16 protein-coding genes are annotated in these 16,168 nt (G+C 62.3%); 5 read left to right on the top strand and 11 right to left on the bottom strand.

Going from position 1 to position 16,168, the window contains the following annotated elements:
- Positions 1–39 precede the first annotated feature (39 nt).
- Together D1227_RS05805 and D1227_RS05800 are read left to right on the top strand one after the other, a co-directional pair.
- A complete protein-coding gene (locus tag D1227_RS05805; protein WP_119404165.1) occupies positions 40–1,059 on the top strand; it encodes an LLM class flavin-dependent oxidoreductase in 1,020 nt (339 codons plus the stop codon).
- Positions 1,060–1,130: 71 nt separating this feature from the next.
- Positions 1,131–2,051, top strand: a complete 921-nt coding sequence (locus D1227_RS05800; RefSeq protein WP_119404164.1) for a DMT family transporter — start codon at positions 1,131–1,133, stop codon at positions 2,049–2,051.
- Here the strand turns inward: D1227_RS05800 and eda are convergent, their stop codons facing one another.
- The 5 genes from eda to D1227_RS05775 all read right to left on the bottom strand — a co-directional run bounded on the left by eda (position 2,052) and on the right by D1227_RS05775 (position 7,575).
- Positions 2,052–2,693, bottom strand: a complete 642-nt coding sequence (gene eda / locus D1227_RS05795) for a bifunctional 4-hydroxy-2-oxoglutarate aldolase/2-dehydro-3-deoxy-phosphogluconate aldolase (protein ID WP_119404163.1) — start codon at positions 2,691–2,693, stop codon at positions 2,052–2,054.
- On the bottom strand, positions 2,690–3,670 hold the full coding sequence (locus D1227_RS05790) for a glucokinase (protein WP_119404162.1): 981 nt from the start codon (positions 3,668–3,670) through the stop codon (positions 2,690–2,692). The genes eda and D1227_RS05790 overlap by 4 nt, the downstream gene beginning before the upstream one ends.
- Before the next feature lie 5 nt (positions 3,671–3,675).
- A complete protein-coding gene (edd, locus tag D1227_RS05785; RefSeq protein WP_119404161.1) occupies positions 3,676–5,508 on the bottom strand; it encodes a phosphogluconate dehydratase in 1,833 nt (610 codons plus the stop codon).
- On the bottom strand, positions 5,505–6,974 hold the full coding sequence (gene zwf, locus D1227_RS05780) for a glucose-6-phosphate dehydrogenase (protein ID WP_119404160.1): 1,470 nt from the start codon (positions 6,972–6,974) through the stop codon (positions 5,505–5,507). Before zwf ends, edd begins: the two co-directional genes overlap by 4 nt.
- A 178-nt stretch (positions 6,975–7,152) precedes the next feature.
- Positions 7,153–7,575, bottom strand: coding sequence for a DUF3617 domain-containing protein (locus tag D1227_RS05775; RefSeq protein WP_158586575.1), 423 nt, complete (start codon positions 7,573–7,575; stop codon positions 7,153–7,155).
- A 180-nt stretch (positions 7,576–7,755) separates the two neighbouring features.
- On the opposite strand from D1227_RS05775, the gene D1227_RS05770 reads away from it, so the two are divergent.
- The 3 genes from D1227_RS05770 (at position 7,756) to D1227_RS05760 (ending at position 9,832) form a co-directional block, all read left to right on the top strand.
- Entirely contained in the window at positions 7,756–8,418 is a 663-nt protein-coding gene (locus D1227_RS05770; protein ID WP_119404158.1) for a hypothetical protein, read from the top strand.
- A 165-nt stretch (positions 8,419–8,583) separates the two neighbouring features.
- A complete protein-coding gene (locus D1227_RS05765; protein ID WP_158586574.1) occupies positions 8,584–9,222 on the top strand; it encodes a hypothetical protein in 639 nt (212 codons plus the stop codon).
- 178 nt (positions 9,223–9,400) lie between these two features.
- Entirely contained in the window at positions 9,401–9,832 is a 432-nt protein-coding gene (locus tag D1227_RS05760) for an Hsp20/alpha crystallin family protein (protein ID WP_158586573.1), read from the top strand.
- An 82-nt stretch (positions 9,833–9,914) separates the two neighbouring features.
- Here D1227_RS05760 and ilvC read toward each other — a convergent pair whose 3' ends face one another.
- The 6 genes from ilvC to miaA form a co-directional block, all read right to left on the bottom strand.
- Entirely contained in the window at positions 9,915–10,934 is a 1,020-nt protein-coding gene (ilvC, locus tag D1227_RS05755; protein WP_119374626.1) for a ketol-acid reductoisomerase, read from the bottom strand.
- A 14-nt stretch (positions 10,935–10,948) separates the two neighbouring features.
- The gene (locus D1227_RS19765; RefSeq protein ID WP_147373265.1) at positions 10,949–11,956 is read right to left on the bottom strand and encodes a hypothetical protein; all 1,008 of its coding nucleotides are present in this window, start codon (positions 11,954–11,956) and stop codon (positions 10,949–10,951) included.
- The gene (gene ilvN / locus D1227_RS05745) at positions 11,953–12,504 is read right to left on the bottom strand and encodes an acetolactate synthase small subunit (RefSeq protein ID WP_119374625.1); all 552 of its coding nucleotides are present in this window, start codon (positions 12,502–12,504) and stop codon (positions 11,953–11,955) included. The genes D1227_RS19765 and ilvN overlap by 4 nt, the downstream gene beginning before the upstream one ends.
- A complete protein-coding gene (locus D1227_RS05740; RefSeq protein WP_147372637.1) occupies positions 12,501–13,193 on the bottom strand; it encodes a hypothetical protein in 693 nt (230 codons plus the stop codon). The genes ilvN and D1227_RS05740 overlap by 4 nt, the downstream gene beginning before the upstream one ends.
- 25 nt (positions 13,194–13,218) lie before the next feature.
- The gene (locus tag D1227_RS05735) at positions 13,219–14,997 is read right to left on the bottom strand and encodes an acetolactate synthase 3 large subunit (protein WP_119404155.1); all 1,779 of its coding nucleotides are present in this window, start codon (positions 14,995–14,997) and stop codon (positions 13,219–13,221) included.
- A gap of 200 nt (positions 14,998–15,197) precedes the next feature.
- A complete protein-coding gene (gene miaA / locus D1227_RS05730) occupies positions 15,198–16,127 on the bottom strand; it encodes a tRNA (adenosine(37)-N6)-dimethylallyltransferase MiaA (RefSeq protein ID WP_119374622.1) in 930 nt (309 codons plus the stop codon).
- Positions 16,128–16,168: the final 41 nt, after the last annotated feature.

Genomic DNA, 16,168 nt, shown 5'->3' with positions numbered 1-16,168 from the left:
CGATTGAGAACCGGCCCGCGCGTGCATAGATAGACGCGCATGATACCCTTCTCCATTCTCGACCTCGCCCCCATTGTCGAAGGCAGCGATGCCCAGGACGCGCTGGCCCGCGCCCGCCGGCTTGCCACGCATGCAGACCGGACCGGCTACAATCGCTACTGGCTCGCTGAACACCACAACATGCCCGGCATCGCCAGTGCCGCGACGGCCGTGATGATCGCGCATGCCGGACAGGACACCGAGCGCATCCGCCTCGGCGCTGGCGGGATCATGCTGCCCAACCACGCGCCGATCATGGTGGCCGAACAGTTCGGGACCCTTGAAGCCATCTATCCGGGGCGCATCGATCTGGGGCTCGGACGCGCGCCGGGCGGGGACCAGGCCGTTGCGCACGCCCTGCGCCGGACACTGGTCGGCGGCGAGGACCGGTTCCCCAAGGAGGTTGTCGAGTTGCAGGCCTGGCTCGACGATGTCCAGCCCGGCCAGCGCGTAAAGGCCGTTCCGGGCGCCGGTACGAAAATCCCGCTCTGGATTCTCGGCTCGTCGACCTTTGGCGCCCAGCTCGCTGCGCATCTCGGCCTGCCCTATGCTTTTGCCTCGCACTTTGCGCCAGGCATGATGAAGCAGGCCGTCTCGATCTACCGGCAGACCTTCCAGCCATCAGAGCAGCTCAAGCAGCCCTATGTCATGCTCGGCTACAACATGATCGCCGCTGAAACGGACGCCGAGGCCGACCATATCGCCTCATCCCTGCGGCGGACTTTCGTAAACCTGCGGCGCGGCACGCCAACCCGGCTGGCCCCGCCCGATCCGTCTTTCGATGCAGAGATCCAGCCGCATGAGCGCGTGATGCTCGATCAGGTTCTGAGCTGCTCGGCCATCGGGTCGCCCGAGACGGTGAAGCGGAAGGTCCAGGCCTTCATCGACGAGACGGGTGCTGACGAGCTGATCCTTGCCTCCCACATCTTTGATGAGGACAAGCGTATGCGATCCTATGAGATTGCCGCTGAGGTCCGCGAAAGCCTGACGCCGGCCAAGGCTGCCAGCATCACCTCCTGAGGTTCGCGATAGGCGGGCCGTGCCGCTGATCGGCTCTTCCGCCCGTCCGGACTCGGCGCTATGTCCGCCGGATGTTCGCCCGCCTTCTCTCCGCGCCGCTCCTGATCGCCGTCATCGCCATTGCCATGGGCAGTGGCATCGACGCGCTGGTGAAGGGCGTCGCGCCGGGCGCAGGCCTGCACCATCTGCTGGCCTGGCGCTTCCTGTTCGGCGGCATTCTCGCCTTCGCCGTGTTCCGCGCCAAGCGCCGCCCGGCGCCATCGGGCGAGGCCATCCGGTTTCACACGATGCGGGGCCTCCTGCAGCTGTTCTGCGCCTTCACCTTCTTCTACGCGCTGACCCAGCTGAGACTGGCGGAAGCAACCGCGCTCGGCTTTACCGCTGCCCTGCTGGTCGCGCCTGTCGCGCGGGTCATGATCGGGGAGAAGATCAGCCTGATCACTGTCGGTGCCACACTGCTCGGCTTTGGTGGGGTGGCGCTCGCCGTCTGGGAGCCGGGCGGACTGGGCGTAACGCCGGGCGAGACCAATCGTACGCTTGGCCTTGTCGCACTGTTCTCATCCACCGTCGGCTATGCTTTCGTCCTCGTCCTGCTGCGCATGCGCGCCACGAAGGAAGACGCGACCACGATCGCCATGTTCACCAATGTCGTGCCCGCCATTGCAATGCTTCCGGTGACGGTCGGCCTGTTCGGATTCCCGGCGCTCGCCTCGATCCCGCTTTTCCTGGTGCTTGGCGTGCTCGGCTACTCGGTCTGGTTCCTGATGACGCTGGCCTATGCCCGCGCGCCGGCCCAGCAGCTCGCCCCTCTGGAATACACGGCCCTCATCTGGAGTGCGATTTTCGGCCTCGCCTTTTTCGACGAATGGCCGGGCTGGACGCTCTGGGCCGGCGCGGCGATCATCATTGCCAGCTGCCTGATTGTCGCGTTTCAGGGGCGGTTCCGCACGCGGCGGGAAACCGGACTGCCCGCCAGCGACCTTCCGGAATGATCAGGCCCCGCGGCCAATCCTGACCGCGTCTTTCGCCTTTTCAACGATCGCCGCCCAGTCGCCTTTCGCCATCTCGTCCTTGGTCGCAAGCCATGAACCGCCGACCGCTATGACATTGGGAAGCGAGAGATAGTCGCCAGCGTTGCGGGGCGTGATGCCACCGGTCGGCATGAAATCCATATGTGGCAGCGGGCCAGACAGCGACTTCAGGAAATTCGCGCCGCCAGCCGCTTCGGCCGGGAAGAATTTCATCACGCCATAGCCTTCATCGAACCGGGCCATGGCCTCACTGGTGGTGGAGACACCCGGCAGGATGACACCGTCATGATTGCCAAGCGCATCCAGAAGGAGGGGCGAGGTGCCCGGCGTGACGAGGAAGTCCGAGCCGGCTTTAAGCGCCGCATCGACATCGCCTTCGGAAATGATCGTACCGGCGCCGACCAGCAAGTCCGGCTGGGCCTCGCCCATGATCCGGATGACGTCCAGCGCGGCCGGCGTGCGCAACGTGACCTCGACAGCGGTCAGGCCGCCTTTGGCGAGGGCTTCGGCCAGCGGTTCGGCATGGTCGGCTTCGTACACGGTGAGAACCGGCACAATAGGCGCCTTCTCGATCGCGGCGCGAAAGGCGGTCATCGTTTTCATCCTGCAGCCCCTTCGTCGAAATGCAGCGCTGCTGCCCCCACTAACGCGGCCTCGCCAGAGAGCAAGAGCCGGATGGGTATGGGTGTCATGTATTTGCTCATCGGCCCGCGCGTATTGAAGCGCTCGAGCGCTTCAGGGGCGGCGATCCAGTCTGCCAGCCGCTCGGCAACGCCGCCGGTGATCACGACCCCGCCGCGCGTGCCGTTCATCAGTGCGGCATCGCCAACGAAATACAGCGTGCCGCGTGCGCGGATTTCGCAGATGTCGCGGCAGATGCGGTCGCCCTTCAGCGCGCGGTCCATGATCTCTTGCGGCGGAAGCTCTTCCCAGGCCACGCCGTCAATCTCGCACAGGGCCTTGTGAACCGCATTGAGCCCCGAGCCTGACAGGACGAGCTCGCGCGAGACATAGCCATGCGTTTCGTGCAGCTTCTTCGCAAGCGCCCATTCACGGTCGTCATAAGGGGCAAACGCTGCATGCCCGCCTTCGCCGGTCAGAACTTTCCAGCCCTGGTTGCCGACAGGGATCAGCGTGGCCATGCCGACGCCCGTTCCGGGGCCGCAGACGAGGATCGGGTCGCGGTCCTCTTCGTCGCAGTCGCCTTTCTGGAGCAGCTGGAAGTCACTTTCGGGCAATTCCGGGATCGCACGGGCCATGGCCGCATAGTCATTGACCAGCCGCACACGCTTCAGCCCGGTATTGGCCTCAAGCCGCCTGGCATCGACAATCCAGTCGCGATTGGTCAGCTGCACCTTGCCTTCATCGACCGGCCCGGCCAGCGCAATCAGCGCCTGTGGCGGCGTACGCGATCCAAGTTGCCGAATGTAGACATTCAGCGCCTCGTCGAAAGTCTCGAAATCATCACCCGGCATGACGGAGATATCCGAGACAGTGCAGTGTCCGGCAAAGCCGCGGCGCGCGAGCGCAAAGCGGACATTGGTGCCGCCGATATCGCCGACCAGTACGGGTTCAGACATGAGCCTCAGCCCCCGGCTGGCATGAAAAAGTCAAACAGGCTGCCACCCGACTCCGGGCGACCGGCATTATCCCGGAAGGCCGCGAACATCTCTCGGCCCAGCCCCTGCCCGAGGATGTTCGGCCGGTAGACAGCAGGTTCACGCGCCTTGAATTCGTCTTCAGGCACCTGAATGTCGAGACGGCCGGTTTCGGCATCGAGGCGGATGACATCACCATCCTGCACCCGCGCCAGGGCCCCGCCACGGGCCGCTTCCGGGCCGACATGGATCGCCGCCGGGATCTTGCCGCTTGCACCCGACATCCGCCCGTCGGTGACGAGTGCGACGCGGAAACCCTTGTCCTGCAGGGCGCCGAGCGCTGGCGACAGGGCGTGCAGTTCCGGCATGCCATTGGCGGCCGGTCCCTGGAAGCGGACGACGGCGACAACATCCCGGTCCAGCTCGCCATTCTTGAAGGCCTCCTTGAGGGCCTCCTGCGTGTCGAAGACGCGGGCCGGGGCTTCGATCACCATCCGGTCCGGCTTGACCGAGGAGACCTTGATAACGCCGCGTCCGAGCGGGCCGTCCAGCATGCGCAGGCCGCCTTCGGGCTGGAACGGGTCCGAGGCCGGGCGGACGATGTCGAGATCGCCGCTCTTCTCAGGCGCGTTACGGAAAGCCAGTTCGCCATCCTTCAGCCACGGCTCTTTCGCATGTTCGGAAAGCGGGCCCATGACGCCCTTCGCCTCCCCGTTGAGCAGGCCGGCCTCGAGCAGCTCCTTCATCACGAAGCTCATCCCGCCAGCGGCCTGGAAGTGGTTCACATCGGCCGGACCATTGGGATAGATGCGGCAAAGCAGCGGGGTCACCGCGCTGACATCCTCGAAATCCTCAAGCGTGATCTGGTAGCCCGAGGCCGCTGCCATGGCAGGAATGTGCAGGGCATGATTGGTCGATCCGCCGGTTGCCATCAGGCCGACCATGGCATTGACCCAGCTGCGGGCGTCGATCATCTCGCCCATCGGCGTGTAGTCGCGCTTGACGGTCAGCTCGACAACACGGCGAACCGCGGCGCGGGTCAGCGCTTCGCGCAGCGGCGTGCCCGGATTCTCGAAGGCGGCCCCCGGAATGTGCAGGCCCATCACTTCCATCAGCATCTGATTGGAATTGGCCGTCCCATAGAAGGTGCAGGTGCCGGGGCTGTGATAACTCTCGGACTCGGCCTTGAGCAGCGCATCGCGGCCAACCTTGCCGAGCGCATATTCCTGACGGATGCGCTGCTTTTCCGGGTTTGGCAGGCCGGACGGCATCGGTCCGCCGGGCACGAAGACATGCGGCAGCCAACCAAAGCGCAGCGCGGCGATCATCAGGCCCGGGACGATCTTGTCACAGATGCCGAGATGCAGCGCGCCATCGAACATGTCGTGGCTGAGCGACACACCGGAGGCGAGCGCGATCACGTCACGCGAGAAGAGCGACAGCTCCATGCCCTGCTGGCCCTGGGTCACGCCATCGCACATAGCCGGCACGCCGCCCGCGACCTGCGCGGTCGCATTCACCTTGCGGGCCTCGTCACGGAGAATCTCGGGATAGTGCTCATAAGGCGCATGCGCCGAGAGCATGTCATTATAGGCGGTGATGACCCCGATATTCGGCCAGCTCGCGCCAAGCAGCTGCGTCTTGTCCATCACCGCGCAGCCAGCCGAAGCGTGGGCAAGGTTGCCATCGGCGAGCTTCTGGCGGGCAAACCCGTCCGGTTTACGGCCCCGGATCAGCTCCAGATAGGCAGCGCGGGTCTCCTTCGAGCGCGCCTCGATCCGCTCGGTGACCTCTTTCAGTTTCGGGTGCAGTGTTGTCATTTTCCGTTGCTCCACCAGTCGCGGTCATCTTCCCTGAGCAGCATGCGGGCTTCGACCGGGCCATCTTCAAGACCGGCCGAATAGGTGTACATCGGCACCTTCGCATCGGCCCAGGCGTCCAGCAGGCCATCGACCCACTCCCACGCCTCCTCGACTTCCTCGCGGCGCATGAAGAGCGCGAGGTTGCCGCGCACCACATCCATGAGCAGGCGCTCATAGGCGTCAGGATACCTGACCTGGAAGGATTCAGCGAAGGAGAGGTTCAGGGGCAGCGACTGGACGCGCAGCCCGCCGGGGCCGGGCTCCTTGATCTGGACGTAGAGCTGCACGCCTTCGTCTGGCTGCAGGCGGATGATCAGCCGGTTGGAATGGGCCTGCTCCTCGCCGAACATGGCGTGCGGCGCTTCGCGGAACTGGACGACGATCTCCGAATGGCGCGAGCGCATCCGCTTGCCGGTGCGCAGGTAGAAAGGCACGCGCGCCCAGCGCCAATTGTCGACCCAGGCCTTGACGGCCACGAAGGTCTCGGTCTGGCTCTCGCCGCTTTCAAGCTCTTCCAGATAGCCCTTCACCTGTTTGCCATCGATCGTGCCCGGCCCGTACTGCGCGCGCACCGTGTCGCGGCCAACGCATTTGGCGTCCATCGGGCGCAGCGCGTTCAGCACCTTGATCTTCTCGGTGCGGATTTCGTCGGCCTCGATCGAGTTTGGCGGCTCCATCGCGATCAGGCAGAGGAGCTGCAGGAGGTGGTTCTGCACCATGTCGCGGATGGCGCCGGCCGTATCGTAATAGCCAGCCCGGTCACCGACGCCGACGCTTTCGGACACCGTGATCTGGATGTGGTCGATTGCCGTGCGGTTCCAGAGCGGCTCGAACAGTGTATTGCCGAAGCGCAGCACGAGCAGGTTCTGGACGGTTTCCTTGCCGAGATAATGGTCGATCCGGTAGATGCGGTCCTCGCTGAAGACCGCGCCGACACCGGCATTGATCGCCTTGGCCGATTCAAGGTCGGTCCCGATCGGCTTTTCCAGGACGACGCGGGCATCGCCGCCCGCCAGGCCGGCCTTGCCGATGGATTCGCAGATCGCGACATAGATTTTCGGCGTCACGGCGAGATAGAAGATCGACGGGCGCCCATCCTGGCCGAGCGCCGCCTTCAGCGTATCCCAGTCCGCGTCCGGATCGGTGGCATCCATCGCGATGTACTTCAGCAGCTTTTCAAACGCCTTCCACTGCTCGCTGTCGAAGTCCTTGCCAGTCGATTCCTGGCAGGCATCCTTTGCGAAGGCGCGGAATTCCTTGTCGCTCATTTCCGAGCGCGAGACACCGACGAGCCGGGAATCTTCTGGGATCTGACCATCGACGAAACGGTGGTAGAGCGCCGGGAGCAGCTTGCGCCGGGACAGGTCACCGGTGCCGCCGAAGATGATGATGTCGAACGTATCGACGGGAATAAATTTCGCCATGAGCCCCGATTGTGTATGGGCCGGGCTGAAAGCTGTCAAAGCCGCTGGCGCCCGACTTTCCGAAATGGTTGCGCAACCATCCCTTAAAGACCGGAGACCGAATCGTCCACCTCAGAGATTGGAAAATCTTGCGTTATTTTTGCAAATTTTTGCACTCGCCCCATCAGGCAGGGCTTGTCTAACCGCAGGACGGCGCAAGCTTTCTTGCAGAGGCTGACAGGAAGACGGGCACACGGCTGCCGCGGGCGCCTGTCCAGCCGGTCGCGTTGAGTGTGGCATCATCGGCATTGACGATAAGCCGGCCTTTCAGTTCTCCATCCGGTCCGCCCGAGCAGGCCAGGGTGAAGTGGTACCCGTCCGCAGCTTCGCGCCCGTTCGTAATCTGGCAATTGGGATTGATGTCGTTGAAGAGGCTCTCATAGGAGGCTTCCGACATGTCCGGATCAACGCAATGCGTACCCTGGTCCCGCATCGGGATCGGACCGAGCGCAGCCGACGCATCATAGGCCCAGAGGCCGGGCGCCATATTGGTCTCCGCCACAGCACCGAAGGCCAGGGTAGCAGACAGGCCGGCAAGGGCCGCAAGGGTTGGGAATTTCATATCGTCGGTCTCCTCTGGCGATGATGCGCCTGCTGGCAGCCCCGGCCCCATTGGCTTCAGCCTGTTTGTCACCTGCAAATGCGGCAGCAATGCAGCTGTCGCTGATCAAGGTAACCTTCCAGTCACGAAAGGCCGCCACATTGCGGCCGGGACACTTGTCAGAATGAGGAGCCCGTCATCATGATCATCCAGAAGTTTGGCTGGACAGCCGCAACACTTGCCCTTTTCGCAGCCGCCCCTTCCAGCGCCGATGTGGCTATCGGGCTTGGCGGCGGGACAACCGGCGGCACGGCAGAAGTGCAGGTCGAGGTGACGAGCTGGCTCGGCCTGCGCGGCAATGTGAACTATCTCTCCTTCGGCGTCGACGAGACCTATGACGATATCGACTACGACGCCGACCTCGATTTCAACAATGCCGGCGCCTTTGTCGACCTGCGTCCCTTATCGAACAGCTTCGTGATTACGGGCGGCGCCTATTTCGGTGACAAGCAGCTTGAAGGCACCGCCATGCCGACCGGCACCGTGGAGGTTGGCAACGGGACCTTCACAGGTGCCGAGACCGGCACGCTCAATCTCGGTGCGGACGCTGACAATGTCGCGCCGTTCGCCGGCCTTGGCTTCGACACGACGTTCCAGGGCGATGGCCGCTGGGGCTTCAAGATCCTGGCCGGCGCGATGATGTCCGGCTCGCCGGAGATCACGCTCACATCGACCGGCGGCACGCTGTCCGACGACCCGGACTTCCAGGCCGCCCTGGAGGAAGAGCGCCAGAACCTTCAGGACGAAGTCGATGATTTCGAGCTTTATCCGGTGGTGCAGGTCGGCCTGACCTACCGGTTCTGATCGGAACACTCGCCCATAAAGGGCACCAGGCGAACAAAAATTCGCGCCTGAGGGGAAATCCCCCTCAGGCGCTAACGTCTTGTTCACGAATTGCCCACAGGCTTCCCCAAGGACATGTTGTTATGTCGGGGAACAGTCATGACCGCGCTTGTCAGAAGACTCGCAGTGATCGCAGGCCTAGCGTGCACCGCCATCGGACAGGTTTCGGCGCAGTCTTCGGGAAGCGCGCCGCTGGCCCTGGTTCCGCAAGCGCTCGAAACCCAGGTCGAGATCAACGATTATGTCGAACTGCGCGCCACCGCGCAGGTCATCCGCCTCGAGCCGCAGCGCCCCGCCGCCGAACCGGACCCGGAAAGCCACGACCTGGAGTTCAAGAATCTCGGCACCTTTGTCGATGTCCGCCCCTTCAGGAACAGCTTCGTGATCTCCGGCGGGCTTTACACCGGCGACAAGACGCGCGGCGATCTCGCCTACTCTCACAATGCACCAGTTGTGACCCGCGAGAGTGCGGCGAGCCCGACCGGGACCCTGCAACTCGCCGTGAAGGGCGAGAAACTTGCCCCCTTTGTCGGCTTCGGATTTGATTCCACGCACCGCCAGGATCGCAGAGTCGGCATGAAGGTCATGGCTGGCGCCATTTTCTCCGGCACCCCGGACGTCACCATGATGTCGCCCGGCGGCCCGCTTTCAGGCGATGCCATCGTCCTCGAGCAGCTCGAACGCGAACGCCAGCGCTTCGAGGAAGGGATCGATACCGGCGATGTCCACCCGGTCGTCCAGCTGGGCCTGACCTACCGGTTCTAGCCCCCGGCCCTCCGTAGTTCACCGTATTCAAATTTTGCCACCACTGCCTAGCTTGGCGGTGGCGGCTGATATGTACGCCGCCCTTTGGACAACACTGAGCAAAGGGAGTGAAATCATGAGTTCTCGTTCATTGACAACGTCCAGGAATGGCGGCCAGCCGGCCACCAGCAGGAAAGGGATGCTCGATCCCTTCCGCACCCTTCGAATGGACTTCGACCAGTTGTGGGACGAGTTCTTCGACATGGGGCGCCCCGCCTTCTCGAAGGTGGCCGCGTTCAATCCGAGTGTGGATGTCACCGAAACCGGCAAGCACATCGTCATCAAGGCTGATCTGCCCGGCATGGAAGACAAGGACATCGACCTCGAAATCGACGGAGACCTTCTGACCCTGCGCGGCGAACGCACCGAAGAGAAGGAAGAAGGTGACGACCAGCACCGCCGGGTCGTCGAGCGCAGCTACGGCCGTTTCGAACGGTCCATGCGCCTGCCCTTCGCGCCGGGCGACAAGGATGTCGATACCAGCTTCCGGAAGGGCGTCCTCACCGTGAAGATCAAGAAGCCGAAAGAGCTGGAATCGAAAGCCCGCAAGATCGCCATCAACGGCGAGTAGACCCGGCTCTCCCCAGGAAAGCAAAGGGGCAGCGAGACCGCTCGCCGCCCCTTTTATTGTTCAACAGGCCTACAAAGCGTGCCTAGTTCCGCGACTTGTCCACCAGGCGGTCGTTCTGAGCCCAATGCATCATGCCGCGCAGTTTCTCGCCGACTTCCTCGATGAGGTGGTCGTTCATGCGGGCACGCTTGGCGTGGAAGCCGGGGGCGCCGGCCTGGTTCTCGAGAACCCAGTTGCGCGCGAAGGTACCGTCCTGGATATCGGTCAGGATCTTCTTCATCTCGGCCTTGGTCTTGCCTGTGATGACGCGCGGCCCGGAGACATACTCGCCGAACTCTGCCGTATTCGAGATCGAGTAGTTCATGTTCGCGATGCCGCCCTCATAGATTAGGTCGACGATGAGCTTGGTTTCGTGGAGGCATTCGAAATAGGCCATTTCCGGCGCATAGCCGGCCTCGACCAGCGTCTCGAAGCCCGCCTTGATCAGCTCGACAATACCGCCGCAGAGCACGGCCTGCTCGCCGAAGAGGTCGGTCTCGGTCTCTTCGCGGAAGCTCGTTTCAATCACGCCGGCGCGGGTGTTGCCGATCGCCTTGGAATAGGAGAGCGCGACATCCTTGGCGCTGCCAGTCGCGTCCTGATGGATGGCGACGAGGCCCGGCAGGCCGAAGCCCATCTGGTATTGCGCGCGCAGCGTGTGGCCGGGGCCTTTCGGCGCCGACAGCGACACGTCGACATTCGCGGACGGGCGGATCAGGTTGTAGTGGATGTTGAAGCCGTGCCCGAACATGATGTGCTGGCCATCGCGGACATTCGGCTCGATCTCATTGGCCCAGAGAACGGCCTGCTTCTCGTCCGGGATGAGGATCATCACGACATCAGCCCATTTGGTCGCTTCGGCCGGCGTCATGACCTTGAGGCCCTCGGCCTCGGCCTTCTTGCGCGAGCCGGAGCCCTCCTGCAGGCCGACAACAACCTCCTTCACGCCGCTGTCGCGCATGTTCAGCACATGCGCATGGCCCTGGCTGCCATAGCCGATGACGGCGACTTTCTTCTTCTGGATGAGGCTGAGGTCCGCATCCTGTTCGTAATAGACTTTCACTTCCTGTAACTCCGTTAGTTTTGTCGATGTCTGAGAGAATTCTTGATGGTGGCGACGAGCGTCGTGACAAATTCATCCGGCTTTGCTTCGTCCCACATGATTGTGGTGCGGTGGTTCACGTCGAAATGCGGGCGAGTTTTGGTGTCGTCCCAGACGGCTTGCTCGCAAAGATAGATGACTGGTTTTCCTAGACCTTCAGCAAGTCCTGCTTCCCAGTAGGCGCCTAGGTTGCCGTGACTAAGCTCGACTAACACGAATGAAGCATCCTCGATGGCTTCACGCATGTTGTTGTCTATGAGGCCGGCTTTCGTTTTTCCAGGACTATCAATTCGGTGGATCTGGATACCTAAGTGCTCTGCGACAGCAGACTGAATTGATTGTTCAACAAACTTGTCCAAGCGTTCATTGCCAAATTGCATTGCAATGAATCCGTCCTTTGACGCTGTAGCTCCTGAGTGGATGTCATCCCAGCGCTCCCAACCAAGTAGTGTAAGTTTGGCCGAAACAATTCTTGCAGCTCGGCTGCCAGAATCCATGGTTCGGGAAACCTTAAGTTGTGAATGCAGTAATCCAATGTCTCTCATCTCTTCCATCAAGTCGCCCAACGACGAGGGGGATGGACAGCCAACGGCAGCCCACGTCCCATCAGGCAAGACATCTGGAACGAAGCCGAGCTGAGACTCTGTATCACCCAAATATCGAATGACGTTGTTAACTTGGTTCTGCCTGGAAGGTAGTCGAAGTCCGTTCTCTTCTAATTCCGTCAGTATTGGATTGCTTACAAAAGGGTACGGAGTATCTCGGAAAAGCGGAACGCCTATTCGATTTCGAACATGGTAAGAAAGCGCAGCGCAAGTCACAGGCGTCCAAAAACGACCACTGCGTTCATCGGCAAGTGCTGATTGAGAAATGACGTACTTCGAACATGCCGGACAGTCTATCAACACGCTGTCGTACTGCGCCCACTCATTGAAAATCGCATCATCCTCAATTCTACATAGCGGACAAAGTTGGCCACTCATCCCGCATCCTTCCCGCGGCGGATGGAGAGGACGCCCGTCCGGCTCACCTCGACGAGGCCGAGCGGCTCCATCAGTTCGGTGAACTGGTCGATCTTGTCCGACGCGCCGGTGATCTCGAAGATGAAGCTCTCATTCGTCGTATCGATGACGCGCGCGCGGAAGATTTCCGCAATGCGCAGCGCCTCGACGCGCTTCTCGCCCTTGCCGGCCACCTTGACCAGCGCCAGCTCGCGCTCGATGCCGCGCTTCGATTTGGTGATATCGATGACGGCAGCGACGGGCACAAGCCGCAGGAGCTGCGCCTCGATCTGCTCGAGCATGTGCGGCGTACCAGTAGTCACGATGGTAATGCGCGAGCGGTGCTTGCCGCGATCCACCTCGGCGACGGTCAGGCTCTCGATATTGTAGCCGCGCGCAGAGAAAAGGCCGACGACCCTGCCTAGAACGCCCGGTTCATTGTCGACGAGGACCGCCAGGGTCCGGCGCTCTTCGGCCGATTCGACGTGGTCCATGTCATAGGCGCTTGCGGGGATCGGCTCCTGGCTCATGCGGCTTCCTGTTCGGGGTCTTCTTGCTGGGCTTCGATTTCGAGGTGCGGGCGGCGCGCCTTCAGACGGTTCTTGATGGAGGCGGCGTGGCCGAGCGCTTCCTCGCGGTGGCTGCGGCGCTGCTTGTCATAGCGGCCGAGGATCATGTCGCGCCGGCGCGGATCGGTATGGGCCTGTAGTTCGGAGACCAGAAGACGGCGGCACTCCTCTATGAAGGCCGCAGAGTTCTCGCCCGTCGGGCCGTCGTCCCGGGTCATCGCTTCCAGCTCGTAATACGCAAAGACGAGCGCATCGAGGATGGGCGGCCGCGAGCCGCGATAGGCCCCATGCTTCTCGGCGCCCTTCTTCTCCGGATCGATGTTCGGGAAGAACATCCGGCCCCGCTCAATCAACGAGGAAAGCTGCATCATCAGGTTGACCTTGTTGGTCTGGAAGGACTGCTCATTGGTCTGCTGGCGCCGCGTCTTGGCGAACATCACCATGCGCCCGAGCACGTCGATGGCGGCTGAGCCCCAGTCGAGGCTCGCCCCGTCGACATGCATGCGCAGCGTCTCGACGCGGATCTTCTCCTGGCGCCGCGTCTCGAGATGCGAGGCAATCGCCCCGATAATCGCAAATATCGCCGAAACAACGGTCACGACGAGTGACCAGTTGTTCTGCATCGTATCCATCACGCTACTTGCTTCCATGGCCTGAATTCCTAGTGCTGGAGGGTCAGACCAGCTTACGGCCTTCTTCGTCAATTTCATCCCCGGAAATGCTGCCGAGCAGCATCTCGTTATGGGCTGCACCGGAAGGGATCATCGGGAAGCAGTTTTCCGCCTTTGTGACCAGGCAGTCGAAGATCACCGGCCCGTCATGGTCGATCATCTCCTGGATCTTCTGGTCAAGCTCGTTTGGATCGGAGCACTGGATGCCGTGGGCGCCATAGGCCTCGGCCAGCTTCACGAAGTCCGGCAGGCTTTCCGAATAGGAGTGGGAATAGCGCTCACCGTGCAGCAGCTCCTGCCACTGGCGGACCATGCCCATCCATTCATTGTTGAGAATGAACACCTTGATCGGCAGCCTGTGCTGCACGGCTGTCGAGACTTCCTGCATCACCATCTGCACGGAGGCTTCACCCGCAATATCAATCACCAGGCTATCGGGGTGCGCGGCCTGGATGCCGACTGCTGCCGGCAGGCCATAGCCCATCGTGCCGAGCCCGCCCGAGGTCATCCAGCGGTTCGGCTCCTCGAAATGGTAGTGCTGGGCCGCCCACATCTGGTGCTGGCCAACCTCGGTCGAAATATAGGTGTCGCGGTCCTTGGTCAGCTCATAGAGGCGCTCAACGGCATATTGCGGGCGGATCGAGCCGTCATTGGCCGGATAGGAAAAGCAGTCGACTTCGCGCCAGCGCTCGATCTGGTCCTTCCACTCGGAGATATCAGGCGCTTTCGTGCGCGACTTCTTCCAGCCATCGAGCAGCGCCTGCAGCGCCGCCTTGCAGTCGGCCACGATCGGCACGTCGACGCGGATGATCTTGTTGATCGAGGACGGGTCGATATCGATGTGGATCTTCTTCGAGCCCGGCGAGAAAGCCGAAATCTTGCCCGTCACGCGGTCATCGAAGCGCGCGCCGACGCAGATCATCAGGTCGCAGTCATGCATGGCATGGTTGGCTTCATAGGCCCCGTGCATGCCGACCATGCCAAGCCAGTCCTTGTGGCTGGCCGGGAAGGCGCCGAGGCCCATCAGGGTCGAGGTGAGCGGGAAGCCGGTCGCCGCCTGCAGTTCGCGCAGCAGCTTCGAGGCTTCGGGGCCGGAGTTCACAACCCCGCCGCCCGTATAGAAGACAGGCCGGCGCGCCGCCTTCATCAGCGCCAGCGCATCGCGAATGGCGTGCTTGGACGGCTCGGTCTTCGGCTGGTAGGTCGGCTTGAAGACGCCTTCCTTGCCGATATAGGTGCCCGTCGAGAACTGCACATCCTTCGGAATGTCGATAACCACAGGGCCTGGACGGCCGGATGTGGCGATCAGGAAGGCCTCGTGGATCGTACGGGCGAGATCCTCGACATCGGTGACGAGGTAGTTGTGCTTGGCGCAGCAGCGCGTGATGCCCACCGTATCGCACTCCTGGAAAGCATCAGTGCCGATCAGGTGGGTCGGCACCTGGCCGGTGATCACCACCATGGGAATGGAATCCATCATCGCGTCGGCAATCGGGGTGACCATGTTGGTCGCGCCCGGGCCGGAGGTCACCAGCGCAACGCCAGGCTTGCCGGTCGAGCGCGCATAGCCCTCGGCCGCGTGGCCGGCACCCTGCTCATGGCGCACCAGAACGTGCCGGATCTCGTCCTGCGAGTAGAGCGCATCATAGATCGGAAGGACAGCGCCACCCGGATAGCCGAACATCGTGTCGACCCCCTGCTCTCTCAGCGCAGCAATGACGATCTCGGCACCCGTCATCTTGCGGGTCTTCGTCGCTTTCTCCGTGAGTGTCTGGGTATCCATGGTCTCTGCTCTTCTAAAATGTCCTGTCCGTTTGGACGTTTTCTGCGCCCTGAAATGAAAAAGGGCCTCAAGTGAGACCCTTCCATACGCACCCGCGCCAGCATGTGATGATGCCGGTCACGGGTGACTAAGTACGACGACCTTCTGCTTACGCAAGGCTGTTTCCTCCAAATCGCGATTGGGGCATAACCTGCCTCAGCCTAGCGGTCAACCTCCTTGTAAAGGGCAGAAACAACCCTTAGCCGCGTTGCCGGGTCTGGTGACGGAATTCTGGGCCAGAAGGGAAATTGCCGCCCGATCCAGGTGAACTGGCGCTTGGCATAACGGCGCGTATCGCGCTTGGCATTGTCTGCGGCTGTCGCAGCGTCAATTTCACCCCGGATGAAGGCGGACAGCCAGGGCATGCCGTGGGCTTTCATCGCCGGCAATTCCGGATCGATTCCGAGGCTGACAAGCGCGCGGGCTTCTTCCATCGCACCTTCCATGAGCATGCCTTCGAAGCGGCGGTCGATACGGGCATAGAGCTTCGCGCGCGGCGGCGTCAGCGCGATCCCGAGCCATTCGTCGGGGTTCAGCACCGGATTGGAACGCCGGTTCTGGAACCGCGAGAGCGGCGTACCGGTCGCCAGCCATACCTCATAGGCCCGGCCGAGGCGCTGGCGGTCATTATCGTCGATGCGCGCCGCCGCTTCAGGATCGACGACCTGCAAGCGGGTCTTCAGGCCGCGCACCCCGTCTGCCTTGGCGATTTCGAGCACTTCATGGCGCACATCTTCCGGAACAGGCGGGATTTCCGACAGGCCTTCGGTCAGCGCGAGCAGGTAAAGCCCCGTTCCACCGACCACGACAGCGGTCTTCCCCCGCTTCTGGATATCCTCGATGACAGGCCGGGCCTGCTCCAGCCACTGACCGGTCGAATAGCGCTCACCCGCCGGGACGTGGCCGAACAGGTGATGCGGAATACCATCCATCTCGGCCTCGTCGGGGCGCGCGGAAATCACCTTCAATTCCTGATAGACCTGCATGGAGTCGGCGTTGACGATCTCACCATCCAGCTTGCGGGCAACGTCGATGGACAGTTGCGTCTTTCCGCTGGCAGTTGGTCCATGGATCAGGATTGCAGGGCGCATCTCTTAGCAAGTAAGAGGTTTGAGCCCGAAGGTTAAGTGAG

Origin of the sequence: Henriciella mobilis (assembly GCF_003576315.1) — a bacterium.
Classification (GTDB): domain Bacteria; phylum Pseudomonadota; class Alphaproteobacteria; order Caulobacterales; family Hyphomonadaceae; genus Henriciella; species Henriciella mobilis.
This window is presented reverse-complemented; position numbering and strand designations above follow the sequence as displayed.

What these genes read in the sequence shown, in the direction of transcription:
- D1227_RS05805 (WP_119404165.1), top strand. Translation starts at nt 40, where the DNA reads ATGATACCCTTCTCCATTCTCGACCTCGCCCCCATTGTCGAAGGCAGC.
- D1227_RS05800 (WP_119404164.1), top strand. Translation starts at nt 1,131, where the DNA reads ATGTTCGCCCGCCTTCTCTCCGCGCCGCTCCTGATCGCCGTCATCGCC.
- eda (WP_119404163.1), bottom strand. Translation starts at nt 2,693, where the DNA reads ATGAAAACGATGACCGCCTTTCGCGCCGCGATCGAGAAGGCGCCTATT.
- D1227_RS05790 (WP_119404162.1), bottom strand. Translation starts at nt 3,670, where the DNA reads ATGTCTGAACCCGTACTGGTCGGCGATATCGGCGGCACCAATGTCCGC.
- edd (WP_119404161.1), bottom strand. Translation starts at nt 5,508, where the DNA reads ATGACAACACTGCACCCGAAACTGAAAGAGGTCACCGAGCGGATCGAG.
- zwf (WP_119404160.1), bottom strand. Translation starts at nt 6,974, where the DNA reads ATGGCGAAATTTATTCCCGTCGATACGTTCGACATCATCATCTTCGGC.
- D1227_RS05775 (WP_158586575.1), bottom strand. Translation starts at nt 7,575, where the DNA reads ATGAAATTCCCAACCCTTGCGGCCCTTGCCGGCCTGTCTGCTACCCTG.
- D1227_RS05770 (WP_119404158.1), top strand. Translation starts at nt 7,756, where the DNA reads ATGATCATCCAGAAGTTTGGCTGGACAGCCGCAACACTTGCCCTTTTC.
- D1227_RS05760 (WP_158586573.1), top strand. Translation starts at nt 9,401, where the DNA reads ATGCTCGATCCCTTCCGCACCCTTCGAATGGACTTCGACCAGTTGTGG.
- D1227_RS19765 (WP_147373265.1), bottom strand. Translation starts at nt 11,956, where the DNA reads ATGAGTGGCCAACTTTGTCCGCTATGTAGAATTGAGGATGATGCGATT.
- ilvN (WP_119374625.1), bottom strand. Translation starts at nt 12,504, where the DNA reads ATGAGCCAGGAGCCGATCCCCGCAAGCGCCTATGACATGGACCACGTC.
- D1227_RS05740 (WP_147372637.1), bottom strand. Translation starts at nt 13,193, where the DNA reads ATGGAAGCAAGTAGCGTGATGGATACGATGCAGAACAACTGGTCACTC.
- D1227_RS05735 (WP_119404155.1), bottom strand. Translation starts at nt 14,997, where the DNA reads ATGGATACCCAGACACTCACGGAGAAAGCGACGAAGACCCGCAAGATG.
- miaA (WP_119374622.1), bottom strand. Translation starts at nt 16,127, where the DNA reads ATGCGCCCTGCAATCCTGATCCATGGACCAACTGCCAGCGGAAAGACG.